Here is a 19,594-nt window from a genome sequence, read left to right as displayed (position 1 = left end):
CGTGAGCCCAACGACCGTGAAGCCGCTCGGCCCGCGCGCCGCGTCGAGCTGCGCGGTCCGGGTCCAGTACGACGTGCTGCCGCCAGCCGCCGCCGAGCGCTCCGAGGTCTCCACCACCGCCCAGGGGCACCTGGACGCGGCGGCCGACTACCGGACCGACATCCTCGCGCAGCTCGCCCGGCTGCACCCTTCGGCGACCGTGGTCCAACCCGGGCCGGACGCCGAGGCCCAGACCCTTGCCGCGCTGGAGTCTGGCGCTGAGCTGATCCTGTACCCGCGGCTGCCGATCGACGCGGCGAACGGCCGGATGGGTAGTCCGCGGATCCTGCTGCGCGAAGCGGCGGGCTACGTTCCCGTCGAGATCCAGCTGCACGGTGTCACCCAGTCGCACGCCAAGAAGACGGTGCGGGTCTCGACGCTCGCGGCGCCGGCGGAGCTCGTCGACCGTGCCGGAGCCACCTGGAAGGCCGACCGGGTGATCCAGAACGCATTCGCGCTGGCGCACTACTGGCGCGCGCTCGAGGCTCTCGGGTTCGTCTCCGGTGCCCCTCGGGGAGCCGTGATCGACCGCTCCGGAGACCTGGTCTGGCTCGATCTCGCTGCGCCGACCGAGAAGGTCGGCTGGTCGGCGGACCCCGTCTCGTTGCAGGAGAGCTACGACCACGAGTTCGGCTTCCGGATCGAGGTGGCCGCGCATGCCACTGCGCGCGCCGGCGATCCGACGAGCCCGCGCCGGGTGCTGCCGATGGCCGTCCCGGAGTGCGAGAGGTGCCCATGGTCGGCGACCTGCTCGGCCGAGCTTCTCGACGACGACCACATCTCGTTGCTTCCGAGCTTCAAGGCGGACTGGTTCGAGGCGTTCACCGCCCGCGGGGTGCTGAGACGTGCAGACCTGGCCGCGTTGGACCCGTTGACCGCGTCGGTGGTCTCGGCCCTGACCGGGCCGATGCTCGCCAAGGTGCAGAGTGCGACCGGCGAGACACCGCTGGCGGAGCTCCTCGACAAGCGTCCGGAGCTCCTCGTCGAGCTCGCCTCGCTCGGCTGCACCACCGCCGGCGACCTCCACGGTCGGCTGCACGCCGAGACGCTCGCGTTCAGCGGCACCGGCCCGGGTGGGGCCTCTTTCGTCAAGCACATCGACACCGCCCGGGCGATCGGCGCCGGCGTGCCGCACAAGCAGCGTGGCGTGGCCACGCTCGACCTGTCCCCGGCCGTCATCGAGATCGACGTCGACATGGAGTCCAGCGCCAGCTCGGTCAGTGAGAACGGGCGGGTCTACCTCTGGGGCGCGCTCCCGGTCGTCCGAGGCGTCGTCGAGGACTACCGTCCGTTCGACACCTACGCCGAGCTCACCGCCCTCGCCGAGGCCGAGGTGTTCCTCCGGTTCTGGACCTGGCTGGCCGAGCAGCGGGAGCGGGCAGCAGCGCTGGGCGGTGCGATCCGCGTCTACTACTGGACCAACGCCGAGATCCGGGAGATGCGGCGGATCGTCAACGCCGCGGCCCACCCTGACCTTCCGTCACTCGACGACTTGAACGCCGTGATCGATGCGGAGTGGATCGACCTGGCTGTCGTCTGGGACCGCCACGTGCTGACCGGCCACGGCCGCAGTCTGAAGAACGTCGGGAAGGCGATCGGGGCCAGCTGGGACGAGGGCGACACCGGGGGCGACTTCTCGATGCTCCAGCACGGGAAGGCCGTCGCGGGTGACCAGTCCGCGATCGAGTGGCTGCACCGGTACAACGGCGACGACGTACGAGCGACGTACGAGGTGCGCAGCTGGCTGCGCGAGCACTTCGACTCGCTCCCGAGGATCGAGGACTGGACGCCCTAGCGGACGACGACCGCCGCCCGCTCGCACTCGGACCCGGTCAGCTCGGCGTCGCCCTGGTGCTCCTTCAGGATCGACTCCGCGCGGTGCCGGCCGAGGTTCCACTCGAGCCAGGCGTCGTCCCGGGGCTCGCGGACCAGGGCGCAGTCGATGACGTCCTCCGGCAGCTTCGCCAGCGCCGGAGCGGCATCCGCGGACAACCCGCGGAGGTAGTCGAAGTCGATCTTGCCGGTCTCGGCGTACCGGCTCACGTTGTGCTCCGCGATCCATGCGTCCGGGTTGATCGCGGCCAGCAGCAGGAGCGCCGTCGCGCCGCTGAGCAGGGCGGCCCGCCCGACCCAGGCCGCTCCGGCGGTCAGGCCCGCCACCATCACACCGATCACGACCAATCCGAGCCAGCCCTCGAAGACGTCCACCACCAGCCGCAGCCGGGTGAAGCCGTAGGCGTCCTGGTAGACGTGCATCCGGTACAGCGCCGAGCCGACCACGACCAGCGTGAGGGTGCACAGCAGTCCGAGCGAACCGCGCAACCAGGCGACGTCCTCCCGCGTCGTCCGGGGTGCCTTGCGGGCGGCGGCCCACACCACGAGCAAGGTCAGCGCGGTCGCGACCGTGAGCTGGCCGAAGCCCTGGTGCACGTACTCGGCATAGGTCAGGCCGGTGGTGCGGGCCAGGTAGTCGTGGCCGCCGAACATCACCGTGACCTGCGCACCGAGGAAGACCAGGAACACGCCGTCGATCAGCAGCACCGGCGCCAGCCACTCGTAGCGCTGAGCGACCGGGCGCGCCGGGCCGCCGTTCGGCTCGACCCGCGGCGGGTTCAGCGCCAGGTACGACGCCGCCAGCACCGCGCCGCCGACCGCGACGGTGATGAACGCGCGCAGGATCACGGAGTCGAGCTCGAGCTCCGGGAGCACGGCGTCGGCCCACTCCCGGAACAGGGCGTCGGCGGAGGCGAACAGCGCGCCGAAGACGATGAGGCCCAACACCGACAGCACCACGGTGCGGAGCACGGCCGCGTTGCGCGCACCGGTGATCTCGCGCAACGACCGACCGAGCCAGGGGAGGCCGCGGATGCCGGCCAGCGGCCAGGAAATGCCGGCGAGGACGAAAGCGGGCAGCGTGCGTCCGTTGACGAGCCCGGCGACGCAGACCGCTCCGCCGGCGAAGAGGCAGAGGACGACCACCCACTCGGCGTCGCGGATCATCACCGTGGACGCCAGCAACGCGCACAGAACAGCGCAGGCGAGGGTGAACGGCGACCGGCGGTTCACGCTGAAGCGGAGCACCGTCGCGCCCGCGGCGAGCAGCACGAGGAACGTGCCCAGGCCCAGGTTGTAGTCCGGGAACAACAGGGCGGCCAGGACGCCGACCGCGACGGACGCGACGACGGCGAGGGCGTTCCCGGAGAGGTTGACCTCCGGCCAGAAGCTGCCGAAGAGCGGGTCGGTCGTCGGCACCTGCGGCGGGGACGGGGGCGGTGGGACCGGCTCGCGGCGCGACGTCGGGTACGGGGGCAGAGGGGGCTGTGTCATCACGGGCTCCTGGGTCGTCGGGGAAAGGTCCGTGCTGGGCGGCTGCGTGCGCTGCCGTGGTTCGCGGGGGAGGTCGACGCGGACCCGGGCACCGGTCGCGCCGGGCTCGGGGTCGATGAAGCCGATGGTGCCGCCGTGCAGGTCGGTCACCCAGCGGGCGATCGCCAGGCCGAGCCCGGTGCCCCCGCCGCCCTCGGTGTCGGTGAAGCTTCCGAAGCGCTCGAAGACCCGGTCCCGCAGACTGACCGGCAGGCCGGGGCCCTGGTCGGTGACCTCCAGGCGCCAGCCCTCGGGCAGGTCCACCGCGGAGATCCGGACCACGCCGCCGACGGGGCTGTGCCGGGACGCGTTGTCCAGCAGGTTCGCGACCAGCTGGTGCACCCGGGGCTCGTCCACCGGGGCGGTCATCGCGGCCGGCGTGACACTGACCTCGTAGGTGACCGCGCGGCCGACCACCCGTGCCTCGGCCACGGCGCGCTCCAGGAGTGCCCGCACCGGTACGGCGGTCGTGGTGAGCTCGGCGTGACCGGCATCGACCCGGGCGAGGTCGAGCAGGTCGGAGGCGAGTGCGGAAAGACGCTCGGCCTGGGCCAGCGCGGTCCCGAGGGTGACCGGGTCCGGCTCGGCCACCCCGTCGACCAGGTTCTCCAGCACCGCGCAGAGTGCGGTGAGCGGCGTCCGGAGCTCGTGGCTGACGTTCGCGACCAGCTCGCGGCGCTGCCGGTCGACCGCGGCGAGGTCCTCCGCCATCCGGTTGAAGGCACGCGCCAGGTCGCCGACCTCGTCGCTCGACGTGGCGGTCACCCGGCCCGAGTAGTCACCGCGGGCCATCTGCCGCGCGACCGCGGTCATCTCCCGCAGCGGCGAGGTCATCCCGACCGCGAGCAGCTGGGTCACACCGAGCGCCAGCGCCACCGTGACCGGGATGCTGAGCCAGAAGCCCACCCCGCTGCCGGCGCCGATCGCCGCGACCACCGAGGCCACCACGACGCTGATCGCGACCAGCAGGCCGAGCTTGACCTTGACCGAGTTGACCCCGTCGAGCGCCCGGTTCACGAGGCACCCGGCTCGAGTGCGTAGCCGACGCCGTGGACGGTGCGGATCCGGTCCGCGCCGATCTTGGCGCGCAGCGCCTTGACGTGGCTGTCGACCGTCCGGGTGCCCGAGGCGCCCGACCAACCCCAGACCTCGGCGTACAGGCTCTCCCGGGTGAGGACCACGCCGACGCTGCCGGCCAGGCAGAGCAGCAGGTCGAACTCGATCGGGGTCAGGTGCACCTCGGCGTCGCCGACCTGGACCCGGCGCGAGCCGGCGTCGATGCGCAGGTCGCCGAACGCGACCTCGGACCGCGAGGCCAGTGTCGTCGCTCGCTCCACCCGGCGGAGCAGGGCGGCCACCCGGGCCACCAGCTCGCGCATCCGGAACGGCTTGGTCAGGTAGTCGTCGGCGCCGACGCCGAGGCCCACCAGGATGTCGGTCTCGTCGTCCCGGGCGGTGACCATCAGCACGGGGACCGGGCGCTCGGCCTGGATCCGGCGGCAGACCTCGTGGCCGTCGTACCCGGGGAGCATCACGTCCAGCAGCACCAGGTCCGGGTCGGTCTCCGCGAAGAGCGCGACCGCCCCCGGGCCGTCCCAGGCCTGGTCGACCTCGTACCCCTCGCCGCGGAGCCGGTCGGTGACCGCCTGGTTGATCACGGCGTCGTCCTCGACCACGAGGATCCTGGAGGGTGCGGGCATGTTCCGAGCCTAGGAGCCGGACCGGTCAGAAGTCGTCGGCGACGTGTGAAGGTTGTGTGCAGGTCCCGGCCGGTCTGAGAGGATGCCGAGGTGCCCCGGGCGAGTGCGCTGCGATCGTTGGTGACCTCGGTGCGCGCGGAGCTGCAGCGGGAGCTGGGGGAGCGCGCGGCGTACCTCTGCTTCATGGGGCTCGTGCAGGAGCGGGTGGCCGCCGTAGTCGGAGCGGCCGGTTTCGAGGCGCCCGCGAGTCCGGCCGACGTCCGAGCGCGGGTCCGTGAGGTGCTGACCGACGAGGTCTGCCAGGACGTCGAGGTGGTCGGGTGGCTGCACCAGGCCTGGATCGCCGAGCGCAAGGACCAGGTCTTCGCCGGCTTCAAGCAGCGGCGGAAGGCCGGCCCGGCCGAGATCCCGGCGGCGACCCAGCTCTTCACCCCGCACTGGATCGTCCGGCACCTCGTCGAGAACACCCTCGGACGGCTGTGGCTGCTGAATCATCCGGAATCGCGGCTGGCCGAGCAGATGCCGTACTACGTCACCCCGGCCGAGCCGGACACCGACTTCCTCCGGATCAGCGGGCCCGAAGACCTCACCGTGCTCGACCCGGCCTGCGGCTCCGGGCACATGCTGACCTACGCCTTCGACCTGCTGCACGCGATCTACACCGAGGCCGGGTACGACGCCGCGGAGATCCCGCAGCTGATCCTCACCCGCAACCTGTACGGCGTGGAGATCGACCCGGACGTGGCGGCGCTGGCGTCGTTCGCGCTGACGATGAAGGCGCGGCAGCGGGGGATGACGGGGCCGATCGAGCCGCAGGTCTGCGCGCTGCGACCGGTGTCGTTCACGGCCGACGAGCTCACCGAGCTGCCCGCGGGGGACTGGAACGCGTTCGAGCACGCGGACACGTTCGGCTCGCTGATCCGGCCCGGGGAGCTGCCGCGACGCAGCGACCGGCCCCGGGAGCGACTGGTGCGGGAGCAGGCCGCGTACCTCTCCGGCGACTACCACGTGGTCGTCACCAACCCGCCGTACCTGGGCAGCAAGAACCTCAGCGACCTGCTCGTCGAGCGGCTCCGGCAGGACCAGCTGGCCGGGAAGCTGGACCTGTACGCCGCGTTCATCGGCCGGGCGATGGCGCTGGCCCGGCCGGGCGGGCTCGTCGGGATGATCACGATGCAGGGCTGGATGTTCCTGCCCAGCTACACCGCCCTCCGGGAGTCGGTACGGGATCGCTGGTCGGTGGTGACGCTCAGCCACCTCGGGCCGGGAGCCTTCGAGGTCGGCCGCGGCGAGGTCGTCACCACCTGCGCGTTCGTGCTGCGGAACGCACCGGCGAGTGGTCCGGGAGCGTATTTCCGGCTGGTGGACGTGCCGCGGGACCGGAAGGAGCTGGTGGCTCGGGAGGCCTATCGCGGTGCGGGCGTCTCGACAGGCTCGACGTCCGGGGTGGGGGTCGGGCGGCGATTCGACGTGGACGGGCACCAGCTCAGCCAGTTGCCGGGGGGCGTGTTCGCGTACTGGCTCACGCCCGAGCTGCTGGACGCGTTCGCGCACCTCCCGCCGATCGCGGAGCGCGTCGACACCCGGTCCGGGATGGCGACCGGCGACAACGAGCGGTTCCTGCGGTACTGGTGGGAGGTGTCGACCGAGGCGCTCGGCCGGGACGCGACCTGGGTGCCGTACAACAAGGGCGGCCGCGCGCACCGCTGGTTCGGCACCAACGAGGTAGTGGTGCAGTGGCACAACGACGGCGAGCAGATCAAGGCGACCAAGGCCGCGAACCTGGCGGCCGGGCTGATCAGCACCAACAACGCCAAGTGCTGGAACCAGGACCGCTACTTCCAGCCGTCGGTGACCTGGACGACCATCGGGCACGGCCGCCTCGCCGCCCGGTACGCCGACCCCGGCTCGATCTTCGACACCAAGGGCCAGTGCCTCTTCGCGGACAGCGAGGAGGATCGGCTCTTCTACCTGGCGCTGCTGAACTCCGAGGTCGCCGGCCGGTTCCTGGAGGCGCTCGCGCCCGCACTCGACTTCAACTCCGGGGCGATCCGCCGGCTCCCGGACCCGTACGCCGACGCCGACCGCGACCGGATCGTCGCGCTGGCCCGGGAGGCGGTCGACCTCCAGCGGAGTGCGTGGAACCGGCAGGAGACCTCGCCGGACTTCGTCCCGCCCGGGTTCGAGCGCGGGACGGTGGCGGAGTACGTCCGCGGGCTGCAGGAGCAGCGCACCGCCGAGGTCCAGCGACTCGCTGCGATCGAGGACGAGCTGGACGGCTTGCTGGCGCGTGCCTACGACGGTGCCGAGGTCGCTGGGCCAGATCGCGCGGTGCAGGCCGTGCCCACGTCAGCAGACATCGTCCGCGACCTGATCTCGTACGCCGTCGGGTGCCTCTTCGGGCGGTACGCCGCCCCCGTCGAGCAGGTCGCCGACAACGTGATCCCGGTAGCGGCTCTCCCCGTCCTGCTCGACGACTTCCTGGCCGCGACCTTCGGCGAGGAGCACCTGGAGGAGAACCGGCGCTTCGTCGCCGAGGCCGTCGGAAGCGACTACCTGGCGAAGTCGTTCTACGCCGACCACGTGCTGCGCTTCCGGAAGCGCCCGGTCTACTGGATGTTCACCAGCTCGCGAGGGGCGTTCCAAGCGCTGACGTACCTGCACAGTTACACCCCGGAGACGGTGGTCGCGGTCCGCAAGCACCTCACCGCGCGACCCCAGCGGCCGGAGCTGACGGCGTACGACCGGGACGTCCTGGAGCCGTTGGCCGACCTACGGCTGAGCCTGGACCTCGACGACGGCGTCCGGGTCAACTACACCAGGCTGGGTGCGGGGCTCAAGAAGATTCCCGGACTCGGCTAGGCGCTCCGTCCTCGGCCTGCTCGCGTAGGTGTCCGAGGAAGTCCCGGACGGCCGCCGGCACCCGGGACTGGCGGCGGTGGACCGCTGCCAGCGTGAGGGTGGTCCGGTCGCCGGCGAGCGGTCGGGTGACGATCAGGCCGGCCCGTTCCAGCGGGTCGCCGGTGACGCTGTAGTCCGGCAGGATCGTCAGGCCGATCCCCTCGGCGACCATCATCTTGCCCATCTCGGCGCCGTCGGTGGCGTGCCACTCGGCCGGGAGGTCGGGGCCGAACAGCCGGTGCGCGAACCGGTACATCAGGTAGCCGGCCCGCATCGCGACGAACCGCTCGGCGCGGAGATCGTCGGTCGTGACCTCGTCGGCGGCGGCTAGCGCGTGGGCGGCCGGGACCACCGCGACCGGGCGCCCGACCAGCAGTCGGTCCGCCTCCAGCTCCGGGGGCAGGTCGTCGCCGTCGAGCAGGTTGATCAGGCCGACGTCGAGGGAGCCCTCCATCAGGGCGAGCTGGATCTCCTCCTGCTGCAGGTTCCGGATCTCCACCGACGACCCGGGGTGCTCGCCGGTGAACGCCCGGATCGCCGGGAGGGCCAGCGACGCGGTGCCGGCGTTGACGGTGCCGACCCGGACCAGCCGCCTGGTCGCGAGCTGGTCGCCGGCGGCGGTGCGCAGCCGGCCGACGGATTCGAGGATGTCCACGATCGGCTGGATCAGCTCGCGGCCGGCCAGGCTGATCTTCGACCCGGCCCGGCTCCGGTCGAGCAGGGTCACCCCGAGCTCGCGCTCGAGCTTGCGGATGCCTTCGCTCACGGCCGGCTGGGAGACGTGCAGCTGCTCGCTGGCGCGACGTACCGAGCCGTACTGGGTGACCGCGGCGACGTACTCAAGCTGTTCGATGCGCATCTTCTGCTCCTGGTTCAGGCGTCTCGACAAGCTCGACGTCCGGGCTCGTGGTGATCGGTGGCGGCGACGGGGTGATCGGCAACGCCGTTCCTCGCCGGCTTGCTATTCGATATGCAAGTAAGTCTACTATGTTGGTACACAAAGCGAGCAGCGAGAGGAGACCGACCCATGAGCACGACGTTCCACACCGTCCGTCGCCACGTCGACCTCCTGCGCACCGCTAGTTCTCTCTGTCGGTGAGCTCTGCCGGCATCGCCGGCTCCCGACTCGACCCCGGCGGCCCGCTGGGGTGCCCTTCCACTCCCCGGAGACCTGCCATGCCCGAGAGTCCTCAGCAACCCCTGCACTTCGCCGCGTTCGTGATGAACACGACCGGCCACATCGTCCAAGGCACCTGGCGCCGGCCGACTGCCCGCCAGACCGACTTCAACGACCTCGACCACTGGGTCAACCTCGCCAAGACCCTGGAGCGCGGGAAGTTCGACGCGATCTTCTTCGCCGACGTGGTCGGGCTCTACGCGCCGTACCGGGGCGACGAGCGCAAGTACTTCGAGGCGGGCCTGCAGGTGCCGAGCAACGACCCGTCGGTGCTGGCCAGCGCGATCGCCTACGCCACCGAGCACCTCGGGATCGCGTTCACCGCGAGCATCCTGCAGGAGCACCCGTTCAACTTCGCCCGCCGGATCTCCACGCTGGACCACGCCACCAAGGGCCGGATCGCCTGGAACATCGTGACCAACTACCTGCCGAACGCGTCCCGCAACTTCGGGCACGAGGGTCTGACCGCGCACGACGAGCGCTACCGGTGGGCCGACGAGTACGTCGACGTCACCTACAAGCTCTGGGAGGGCTCCTGGGAGGAGGACGCGCTGGTCCAGGACGCCGCGTCCGGCATCCACGCCGACTACGACAAGGTGCACCGGATCAACCACGTCGGCCAGCGCTACCAGGTCGAGGGCCCGCACCTGGTCAGCCCGTCGCCGCAGCGCACCCCGCTGCTCTTCCAGGCCGGGGCCTCCGAGGCCGGCCGCACCTTCGCCGCCAAGAACGCCGAGGCGATCTTCGTGCAGGCCCCCAACCCGGCCTCGGCCTCCCGGGACACCACCGACATCCGGGCCCGCGCGGTCAGCTACGGCCGGCTGCGCACCGACCTGAAGTTCTTCCAGGGCCTGCTGATCGTCCCCGGCTCCACCGAGGAGGAGGCCAAGCGGATCTCCGCCGAGCTCGACGAGTGGATCGACTACGACGCCCAGCTCTCGCACATGTCCGGTGCGGTCGGCATCGACTTCGGGCACGAGGACCTGGACACCCCCGTCGGCGAGATCAAGACCGAGGGGGTGCAGTCGATCGTGGGCTGGATCAAGGACCTGGTCACCGACCGGCCGGCGACCCTGCGCGACGTCGCGCACTACACCGCCACCAACAACCGGATCGTGGGGACGCCGGAGCAGATCGCGGACGCCCTCGAGGTCTGGCAGGCGGCCGGCATCGACGGGATCAACCTGGTCAACGCCGAGATCCCCGGCACCTACGACGACTTCGTCGACCACGTCACGCCGGTGCTGCAGGCCCGCGGGCTCCAGCAGCGGGAGTACGCCGAGGGCACCCTGCGGCAGAAGCTCTTCGGCAACGGCGACCGGCTGCCCGAGCGGCACCAGGCGAGCCACTACCGCGGTGCGTTCGGCGAGCCGCATCTCGACAGGCTCGATGTCCGGGTCGGCGCGACGTCATGAGCGCCGTACCCGGTGAGAAGAAGCGCCTCGTCCTGAATCTGTTCGAGATGAACTGCGTCAGCCACATCACCCACGGGCTGTGGCGGCTGCCGGACAACAACCGGGAGCGGTTCAACGACCTCGACTACTGGACCGAGCTGGCCCGGCTGCTGGAGGACGGCGGCTTCGATGCGGTCTTCCTCGCCGACGTGATCGGCACGTACGACGTCTTCCGCGGCTCGGCCGACACCTCGATCCGCGAGGGGTTGCAGATCCCGAACAACGACCCCGCCCTGGTGGTCCCGGCGATGGCCGCGGTCACCCAGCACCTCGGCTTCGGGATCACCTTCTCCACGACGTACGAGCCGCCGTTCGCGTGGGCCCGCCGGGTCAGCACCCTGGACCACCTCACCAAGGGCCGGGTCGGCTGGAACGTGGTCACCTCCTACCTGCCGAACGCCGCCCGGAACTTCGGCCACGACGACGAGGTCGAGCACGACCACCGCTACGAGCTCGCCGAGGAGTACCTCGACGTCCTCTACAAGCTGTGGGAGGGCTCCTGGGACGACGACGCGATCACTGCGGACCGCGACGGCAACGTCTTCGCCGACCCCGCGAAGATCCGGCCGATCCACCACGACGGCACCTACTTCAAGGTCGAGGGCCCGCACCTGCCGTCGCCGACCCGGCAGCGCACCCCGGTGATCTTCACCGCGACGGCTTCCGACGCCGGCTCGGCGTTCGCCGGCAAGCACGCCGAGGTGGTCTTCACCGGCGGCGCCACCGTCGAGTCGCTGCAGGAGACCATCGCCCGGATCCGCAAGGAGGCGGTTGCCGCCGGCCGCGAGGCGGACGACGTCCGGTTCATCACCATCGCCGGCGTGATCGTCGGGCGGACCCAGCAGGAGGCGGATGCCAAGCTCGCCACCTTCCAGGAGTACGCCAGCCAGGACGGCTACCTCGCGCACACCGGGCTGCCGTTCGACCCGACCGCGTTCCCGCCGGAGACCAAGCTCCAGGAGATCACCGCCGATGACGGGGGAGTCGGGCGGTGGAAAACTTTCGATCCGGAGCAGACCGTCGGGGAGTTCCTGGCCGGCTTCGGCGACCTGAGCACCCAGCCGCTGCTCGCCGTCGGCACCCCCGAGGTGGTCGCCGACGAGATCGAGCGCTGGCTCGACGAGGTCGGCATCGACGGCATCAACCTGCTCCAGTACCACTCCTACGACACCGCCCGGGACTTCATCGAGCTGGTCGTCCCGGTGCTCCGCGAGCGCGGCCGGCTGCGGGCGTCGTACGACGTCCACGAGTCGCTGCGAGCCCGGATCTTCGGCGCCGGCGACCGGCTCCCCGACACCCACCCGGCCACCCGTTACCGCGGGGGAGCCCACCTCCCCGATGCAAGCCCAACCAAGAAAGAAGCGATCCAGTGAAGACACCCCTCCACCGACTCCTAGCCCTCGGTGCCACCGCCGTCCTCGCGACCGGGACGCTGACCGCCTGCGGCAGCAGTGACGAGAGCGCGAACGGCGGTACCCCGGTGAAGGGCGGCACCATCGTCTACGCCCACGAGCAGGAGCCGCCGTGCATCTTCGGCGGCTGGATCCAGCAGGCCTACATCTCCCGCCAGGTGCTCGACGGCCTGGTGACGCTCGACGACAACGACCAGGTCCAGCCCTGGCTGGCCACGGCCTGGAAGGTCTCGCCGGACGGCAAGACCTACACCTTCACCCTCAAGGACGGCGTGAAGTTCACCGACGGCACCCCGCTCGACGCGGAGGCCGTCGCCTACAACTTCGACTACTGGGAGAACAAGGGCGGCAACAGCACCGCCAAGGTCTCCATCGACCCGTACTTCAAGTCGGCGAAGGCGATCGACGCCACCCACGTCGAGATCACCCTGACGCACCCGTACACGCCGTTCCTGACCCTGATCACCCAGGGCTACTTCGGGATCCAGTCGCCGACCGCGCTGAAGAACCGGAGCGCGAAGGAGAACTGCGAGCAGCCGATCGGCTCCGGCGGCTTCACCGTCGCGGAGTGGAAGCACGGCCAGGAGGTGATCCTGAAGAAGAACCCGAACTACACCTCCTGGCCGGCCACCGCCAAGCACCAGGGCCCGGCGATCGTCGACGAGGTGCAGTGGAAGTTCGTCCCCGACGGGGTCTCCCGCTACGCCTCGCTGACCACCGGCCAGACCGACGTCGTGTACGACGTCCCGACGGTGAACTGGAAGGAGGCCGAGTCGAAGTTCGACACGACCCTCTACATCACCCCGGGCAAGCCGGTCTCGGCGTACATCAACACCGTCAAGGGCGTCTTCACCGACAAGCTGGTCCGGCAGGCGTTCTCCTACGGCGCGGACCGGAAGAGCGCGGTCGAGGCCGGCTTCCACGGCGTGATCCCCTACGAGGGCAACGGGGCGGTCTCGCAGGCCACGCCGGACTACAACGCCGACGCCGCCAAGGACTACGCCTACGACCCGGACAAGGCCAACGCGCTGCTCGACCAGGCCGGCTGGACCGGCCGGGACTCCGACGGCTACCGGACCAAGAACGGCAAGCAGCTGTTCGTGAAGTTCCCGTACCCGGCCGGTGCGGTGATCAACACCGAGGGCGCCGTGGTGCTCCAGGTGCTCCAGGAGCAGTGGAAGAAGATCGGCTTCAACGTGAAGCTGATCCCGGCCACCCAGGCCGAGGTGTTCGCCGGGAAGTACTCCGGCCCGGACGCGTACGACGCCTCGCCGTTCTACTGGACCAGCCCGAGCCCCTCGATCCTCTGGATCGTCTGGCGGCCCTCGACCGAGGCCAACCCGAACGGCAACAACCAGTCGTTCTACAACAACGACGAGCTCGCCCGGGTGATCGATGAGGCCAACACCTCGACCGACCCGGCCAAGGCCAGCGAGCTCTACCAGCAGGCGCAGCAGATCATCTCCGACAACGCCGTGACCCTGCCGCTCTACACCCAGAACAGCACCTACGCGGCAGCGAAGGACCTGAAGGACTTCTGGCTCGAGAAGAGCCAGGGCGAGCCGGTCTTCGCGGATGCCTACTTCACGAAGTGAGCTGACCTGACATGTCGATCGCTCTCGATACGCGGCCGTCCGTGCGCTCGGGCGCACGGGCGGCCCAGGAGGCGGCCCGCAAGGCGCCGGCCCTGCTGGGCAAGGTGCTCAGCGCCGTCCTGGTGCTGATCGCCGCCGCCTCGGTGACCTTCTTCGCCCAGCTGCTGATCCCCGGCGACCGGGCCACCACGATCCTCAACCTGCAGACCGGCCGCTCCCAGAAGTGGAGCGCCGCCGAGCTGGCGCCGGTCAACGAGAAGTTCGGGTTCGACCACCCGGTCCTGGTGCAGTGGCTGCACTACGTGGGCGGTCTCTTCCAGGGCGACCTCGGCACCTCGTTCACCCAGTACCGCCCGGTGACCCAGGTGATCGGCGACCAGCTGCTGCCGAGTCTGGTGCTGACTCTCTCGGCCCTGGTGGTCGCCTGGCTGCTGGCCCTGACGATCACCCTGCTGACCGTCAAGCGCGGCCGCTTCGTCTCGGGACTGGGATCCTCCTGGGAGGCGGTCACCGCCAGCCTGCCGCCGTACTGGGTGGGGGTGGTGCTGCTGGTGCTCTTCGCGGTGAAGTGGCCGATCTTCCCCGTGATCGGCGGCACCGACCTTTGGGGGACCGTGCTGCCGGTGCTGACCCTGGCGATCCCGCTGGCCGGATTCCTCGGTCAGGTCACCCGCGACGAGTTCGAGAAGGTCCTCGACCAGCCGTTCGTCACCACCGCCCGCACCCGCGGGATGAGCGACACGGGGGTCCGCCTCCGGCATGCGCTGCGGCACTCGGTGCTGCCGGCGATCACCCTCTCCGGGTGGGCGCTCGGTGCGCTGATCTCCGGTGCCGTGATCGCCGAGAACATCTACGGCCGGCCCGGGATCGGGCAGGTCCTGGTCACCGCCGTGAACACCCGGGACGTGCCGACGGTGTCCGGGATCGTGCTGGTCGTCGCCGCGGTGTACGTCGTCGCGAACCTGCTGGTCGACCTCGCGTTCCGACTGGTCGACCCGCGGCTGGCCGTGAGCAAGGGAGGTCAGCGATGAGCGCGCTGACCCTGCCAGCGCGACCGGCAATCCGGTTCGACCTGCGCGCTCGTCCCGGGACCGTGCTCGCCCTGCTGGTGGTGGCGTTCCTGGTGCTCGCCGCACTGGTCCCCGGGCTGCTGACCCACCGCAGCCCGACCGCGATCGACCTGCAGAACAACCTCGCGCACCCGTCCTGGAGTCACCCCTTCGGCACCGACGACGCCGGGCGCGACCTCTACACCCGGGTCGTCTACGGCGCCCGGGAGTCCCTCGGCATCGGCCTCGGTGCGACCGCGCTGGCGATGGCCGTCGCGATCCTGCTCGGCTTCACCGCCGGACTCGCGGGCGGCTGGGTCGACGTGGTGATCACCCGCGCGCTCGAGGTGGTCTTCGCGTTCCCGGTGCTGCTGCTCGCACTGCTGCTGATCTCGATCCGTGGCCCGTCCGTCGGCACCGTGATCGTTGCGGTCGGCCTCGGGTCCGCGCCCGGCTACGCCCGGATGGTGCGCGGCCAGGTCCGCAGCGTCCGACAGTCCGGGTACGTCGAAGCCGCCGGCGCGCTCGGGCACCGGCGGACGACGGTGATCCGCCGGCACCTGTTCCCGAATGCGATCCGCCCGCTGGTCGCGGTGATGACCCTCGGCGTCGGCCAGTCGATCGTCTGGGCCTCCGGGCTGGCGTTCCTCGGTCTGGGCGTCTCGCCGCCGAGCTCGGAGTGGGGCGCGCTGCTCGACGCCGGCCGGCAGTACATCACCACGTCGTGGTGGCTGGAGATCCTCCCGGGCCTGGTGATCGTGCTGGTCGCCCTGGCCGTCACCTCGCTCGGCCGCACGCTGCAACACCGACTGGAAGGAGCTGCACGATGACGATCCTCGCCTCGAAGCCCGGAGCCGCCGCCACCGCCGAGCGGGAGGACGACCTGCTCGCCGTCGAGAACCTGCGGGTCGCCTTCGGCGGCACCGAGGTGGTCAAGGGCATCTCGTTCGGCATCCGGCCGGGACGCTGCCTGGCGATCGTCGGGGAGTCCGGTTCCGGCAAGAGCGTCACCGCCCGCACCCTGGTCGGGCTCACCGGATCCGGTGCCTCGGTCCGCGCGGATCGCCTCGAGCTCGGGCCGACCGACCTGCGCCACGTCGGCGAACGCTCCTGGCGCGGCATCCGCGGCAGCGAGATCGGCTTCGTGCTCCAGGACGCCCTGGTCTCGCTCGACCAGCTCCGCCGGGTCGGCGACGAGGTGGGGGAGCCGCTCAAGCTGCACGGCTGGGGCGACCGGGGCTCACGGGCCGAGCGGGTGGTCGAGCTGCTCGACGCGGTCGGCGTTCCCGAGCCGGAGCTCCGTGCCCGGCAGCGGCCCTACGAGCTCTCCGGCGGACTGCGGCAGCGGGCGCTGATCGCCTCGGCGATCGCGCTGGACCCGCCGCTGCTGATCGCCGACGAGCCGACCACCGCGCTCGACGTCACCGTGCAGGCCCAGGTGCTGGACCTGCTGGCGGCCTCGAAGGAACGCGGCACCGCGATCATCCTGATCAGCCACGACCTCTCGGTGGTGGCCCGCCTGGCCGACGAGGTCGCGGTGATGCGGCACGGCGAGATCGTCGAGCACGGCCCGACGGCCGAGGTGCTCCGGGCGCCGCGGCACGAGTACACCCGGGCGCTGATCGCCGCGGTCCCGTCCGAGCACACCCGTGGGACTCGCCTGGTCGCCGGCAGCACGTCGGTGCCGCGCACCCGGCGGCCGATCGACCGGGGCAGGCCGCTGCTCGAGGCCCGGCACCTGACCAAGGTGTTCCGCGGCCCGGACGGCGTGGACAGGACCGTGGTCGACGACGTCTCGTTCGAGGTCTTCGCCGGCGAGACCGTCGGCATCGTCGGCGAGTCCGGCTCCGGGAAGACCACCACCGCCCGGATCGCGCTCGCGCTGCTCGGTGCCGAGGGCGGCGAGGTGCGGCTCCGCGGCAATCCGTGGAGCACCCTGAGCGACCGTGACCGGCGACCGCTGCGGAGCCGGGTCGGCGTGGTCTACCAGGACCCGCTGAGCTCGTTCGACCCGCGCTGGCCGGTCGGCCGGATCCTCGCCGACGCGCTGACCCGCGGCCCGACCCCGCCGTCCTCGAAGGAGGAGTCGCTCGACCGGATCGTGCGGCTGCTGGAGCAGGTCGGCCTCGGCCGCCAGCACGTCGAGACCGGGCCGCTGCGGCTCTCCGGCGGCCAGCGGCAACGGGTCGCGATCGCCCGCGCGCTCGCGCCCGAGCCGGAGCTGATCGTCTGCGACGAGCCGGTCTCCGCTCTCGACGTGTCCGTCCAGGCCCAGGTGCTCGACCTGTTCACCGACCTGCAGGACGAGCTCGGCGTGACGTACCTCTTCATCTCGCACGACCTCGGGGTGATCCACCACCTCAGCGACCGGGTGCTGGTGATGAAGGACGGCCGTGTGGTCGAGCGCGGCACCGCGGACGACATCTTCCTGCGCCCGCAGGACGAGTACACCCAGCGACTGCTGACCGCGCTGCCCCGGCTGGAGCAGGCGACGAGGGGGCAGGGATGACGACCGATGCCGAGCTCACCACGCGGTTCGCGCCGGTGTTCGCCAGGATCGCCGAGGGCGCCCTGGATCGGGAGGCCGACCGGCGGCTCCCGTTCGAGGAGGTCGAGTGGCTGCGCGAGGCCGGCTTCGGCAAGATCCGGGTGCCGACCTCGCACGGCGGCCTCGGCGCGACCCTGCCGCAGTTCTTCCGGCAGCTGATCGAGCTGGGCCGGGCCGACTCGAACCTGCCGCAGCTGCTCCGCGGGCACTTCGGCTTCGTCGAGACCCGGCTGTTCGCCACCGATGCTGACGTCCGGGACCGGTGGCTGCACCGGCTCTCCTCCGGGGTGCTGGTCGGCAACGCCCAGAGCGAGCAGGGCAACCCGTCGTTCTGGGAGAACGCGACCTCGATCAGCCGCTCCGGCGACGGCTGGCGGCTCTCCGGGCGGAAGTTCTACTCCACCGGCAGCCTGTTCGCGGACTGGATCCACACCACCGCCTCGCTGGACGCCGAGCACAGCGCGACCGTGCTGGTGCCGGCCTCGGCGGCGGGGGTGTCCCGGTTCGACGACTGGGACGGCTTCGGTCAGCGGCTCACCGGCAGCGGCACCACCGTCTTCGACGACGTCGAGATCCACCTGGACGACGTCGAGGTCTACGCCAACGGCGACCTTCCCGGGACGCACCTGTTCGCGTTCTTCCAGCTGGTGCACCTGGCGACGCTGTCCGGGATCGGGCTGCGGGCCGTCGACGACGCGGTCGCGTTCGTGCGCGGCCGGACCCGCAACCTCGCCAACCCGGCCTATCCCGAACCTAAGGACGACCCGCAGGTCCAGCACGTCGTCGGCGGGATCTCGGCAGCGAGCTTCGCGGCGGTCGCCACCACCCTGGCGGCGGTGGACGCCGTCGAGGCGCTGGTCCGGGGCACGGGATCCCAGGACGATGCCGAGCTGGCCACCTTCAGCGCCCAGGCCCAGGTGATCGACCTCGTCCTCGGGCTGACCAGCGACCTGTTCGAGGTCGGCGGCAGCTCCGCGGTCACCGAACGCTTCCGGCTGGACCGGCACTGGCGCAACGCCCGGACGCTGGCCTCGCACAACCCGGCGATCTACCGGACCCGGATCGTCGGCGACCACGCCCTGAACGGGACCAGCCCGCGGGCGGAGATCCAGCGCTCCTGGCTGGACGTGCAGCGGAGGCGGCCGTGAACGTGCTGTCGACCGAGCGCATCGGCGTCCCGGTGCTCCCCGCCGCCGAGGCGATCGCCGTGGCGGCCGAGCTCGCGGCCGGGTTCGCCGACGGTGCTGCCGAGCGGGACGCGGGGCGGGTGCTGCCGTCGTACGAGCTGGACGAGCTGAGCGGCTCCGGGCTGCTGGCGATCACCGTTCCGACCCGGTACGGCGGCGCAGACGTCCCGGTGGAGACGCTGGTCGAGGTGATCCGGCTGCTCTCGGCCGCCGACCCCAACATCGGCCAGATCCCGCAGAGCCACTTCGTCTACGTCAACCAGCTGCGGCTGCAGGGCACCGACGCGCAGCGCGAGTTCCTGTTCGGCGAGGTGCTGGCCGGCAAGCGGTTCGGCAACGCCCAGTCCGAGCGCGGGACCCGGCACATTCGGGAGATCCGGACGACGCTGACGCCCGACGGGAGCGGCTGGAGGCTGACCGGCCGGAAGTTCTACGCCACCGGGGCGCTCTTCGCGGACTGGATCCCGGTCCTCGCGCACCTCGGCACCGACGGCCCGCTGCACGTCGCGTGGGTCGAGCGCACCGCGCCCGGCGTCGAGGTGATCGACGACTGGGACGGCCTCGGGCAGCGGACCACCGGCAGCGGCAGCGTCGTGCTGGAGGACGTCGCGGTCGACGCCGACCTGATCACGCCGTACGCGACCACCTTCGACGGCCCGCAGACGTACGGCGCCTTCGCCCAGCTGCTGCACGCCGCCATCGACGCCGGCATCGCCCGGGCCGCGGTCGCCGAGGCCGGAAGGTTCGTCCGCGAGCACAGCCGGCCGTACCCCGATGCCGGGGTCGAGCGCGCTGCCGACGACCCGCTGGTGGTGCACGCGTTCGGCGAGCTGGAGCTGGCCACCCGGGCCGCCGAGGCACTGCTGGCCGAGGCGGGCAGGGCGGTCGACCGGGCGAACGCCGACCTGACCGCCGGCAGTGCCGCGGCCGCGAGCCTGGCTGTTGCCGCGGCGCGGGCTTCGACGGCCCGGGCCGCGATCGAGGCCGGGTCCCGGCTCTTCGAGGTCTCCGGGACCCGGGCCGCTGCCGGCGGCAGCGGGCTGGACCGGCACTGGCGCAACGCCCGCACGCACACCCTGCACGACCCCGTCGCCTGGAAGATCCAGCACCTCGGCCACTGGGCCGTCGACGGCACCCCACCCCCGAATCACGGACAGGTGTAAGAG

The 19,594-nt window shown here is 71.4% G+C and carries 14 protein-coding genes; 11 read left to right on the top strand and 3 right to left on the bottom strand.

Going from position 1 to position 19,594, the window contains the following annotated elements; genetic code table 11:
• Position 1: 1 nt before the first annotated feature.
• The gene (locus EFK50_RS05405; RefSeq protein WP_148046062.1) at positions 2–1,834 is read left to right on the top strand and encodes a ribonuclease H-like domain-containing protein; all 1,833 of its coding nucleotides are present in this window, start codon (positions 2–4) and stop codon (positions 1,832–1,834) included.
• Here the strand turns inward: EFK50_RS05405 and EFK50_RS05400 are convergent.
• A complete protein-coding gene (locus tag EFK50_RS05400; protein WP_123226495.1) occupies positions 1,831–4,422 on the bottom strand; it encodes a DUF4153 domain-containing protein in 2,592 nt (863 codons plus the stop codon). The two genes, EFK50_RS05405 and EFK50_RS05400, sit on opposite strands and share 4 nt — an antisense overlap.
• A complete protein-coding gene (locus tag EFK50_RS05395) occupies positions 4,419–5,105 on the bottom strand; it encodes a response regulator transcription factor (RefSeq protein ID WP_123226494.1) in 687 nt (228 codons plus the stop codon). Before EFK50_RS05395 ends, EFK50_RS05400 begins: the two co-directional genes overlap by 4 nt.
• 90 nt (positions 5,106–5,195) lie before the next feature.
• Here EFK50_RS05395 and pglX point away from each other — a divergent pair, with 90 nt between their 5' ends.
• Positions 5,196–7,967 (top strand): BREX-1 system adenine-specific DNA-methyltransferase PglX, encoded by a 2,772-nt coding sequence (gene pglX, locus EFK50_RS05390; protein ID WP_148046061.1) that lies wholly within the window; start codon positions 5,196–5,198, stop codon positions 7,965–7,967.
• On the opposite strand, the gene EFK50_RS05385 is transcribed toward pglX, so the two are convergent.
• A complete protein-coding gene (locus tag EFK50_RS05385; protein WP_123226492.1) occupies positions 7,942–8,865 on the bottom strand; it encodes a LysR family transcriptional regulator in 924 nt (307 codons plus the stop codon). The genes pglX and EFK50_RS05385 overlap by 26 nt on opposite strands.
• A gap of 111 nt (positions 8,866–8,976) precedes the next feature.
• On the opposite strand from EFK50_RS05385, the gene EFK50_RS22940 reads away from it, so the two are divergent.
• The 9 genes from EFK50_RS22940 to EFK50_RS05345 all read left to right on the top strand — a co-directional run bounded on the left by EFK50_RS22940 (position 8,977) and on the right by EFK50_RS05345 (position 19,591).
• On the top strand, positions 8,977–9,105 hold the full coding sequence (locus EFK50_RS22940) for a putative leader peptide (protein WP_425454370.1): 129 nt from the start codon (positions 8,977–8,979) through the stop codon (positions 9,103–9,105).
• A 77-nt stretch (positions 9,106–9,182) separates the two neighbouring features.
• Positions 9,183–10,598, top strand: a complete 1,416-nt coding sequence (locus EFK50_RS05380) for an LLM class flavin-dependent oxidoreductase (RefSeq protein WP_221177273.1) — start codon at positions 9,183–9,185, stop codon at positions 10,596–10,598.
• Complete coding sequence (locus EFK50_RS05375; protein ID WP_123226491.1) at positions 10,595–12,010, top strand: NtaA/DmoA family FMN-dependent monooxygenase; 1,416 nt, start codon at positions 10,595–10,597, stop codon at positions 12,008–12,010. The genes EFK50_RS05380 and EFK50_RS05375 overlap by 4 nt, the downstream gene beginning before the upstream one ends.
• Positions 12,007–13,644: an ABC transporter substrate-binding protein gene (locus EFK50_RS05370; RefSeq protein WP_123226490.1), complete on the top strand. Its 1,638-nt coding sequence runs from the start codon at positions 12,007–12,009 to the stop codon at positions 13,642–13,644. The genes EFK50_RS05375 and EFK50_RS05370 overlap by 4 nt, the downstream gene beginning before the upstream one ends.
• Before the next feature lie 41 nt (positions 13,645–13,685).
• Positions 13,686–14,675, top strand: coding sequence for an ABC transporter permease (locus tag EFK50_RS05365; protein WP_221177272.1), 990 nt, complete (start codon positions 13,686–13,688; stop codon positions 14,673–14,675).
• Positions 14,672–15,523, top strand: coding sequence for an ABC transporter permease (locus EFK50_RS05360; RefSeq protein ID WP_123226488.1), 852 nt, complete (start codon positions 14,672–14,674; stop codon positions 15,521–15,523). The genes EFK50_RS05365 and EFK50_RS05360 overlap by 4 nt, the downstream gene beginning before the upstream one ends.
• The gene (locus EFK50_RS05355; RefSeq protein WP_123226487.1) at positions 15,520–17,202 is read left to right on the top strand and encodes a dipeptide ABC transporter ATP-binding protein; all 1,683 of its coding nucleotides are present in this window, start codon (positions 15,520–15,522) and stop codon (positions 17,200–17,202) included. Before EFK50_RS05360 ends, EFK50_RS05355 begins: the two co-directional genes overlap by 4 nt.
• Positions 17,199–18,389 (top strand): acyl-CoA dehydrogenase family protein, encoded by a 1,191-nt coding sequence (locus tag EFK50_RS05350; protein WP_123226486.1) that lies wholly within the window; start codon positions 17,199–17,201, stop codon positions 18,387–18,389. Before EFK50_RS05355 ends, EFK50_RS05350 begins: the two co-directional genes overlap by 4 nt.
• Positions 18,386–19,591: an SfnB family sulfur acquisition oxidoreductase gene (locus EFK50_RS05345; protein WP_246004038.1), complete on the top strand. Its 1,206-nt coding sequence runs from the start codon at positions 18,386–18,388 to the stop codon at positions 19,589–19,591. Before EFK50_RS05350 ends, EFK50_RS05345 begins: the two co-directional genes overlap by 4 nt.
• Positions 19,592–19,594: the final 3 nt, after the last annotated feature.

Origin of the sequence: Nocardioides marmoriginsengisoli, from assembly GCF_003725695.1 — a bacterium.
GTDB lineage: Bacteria > Actinomycetota > Actinomycetes > Propionibacteriales > Nocardioidaceae > Marmoricola > Marmoricola marmoriginsengisoli.
This window is presented reverse-complemented; position numbering and strand designations above follow the sequence as displayed.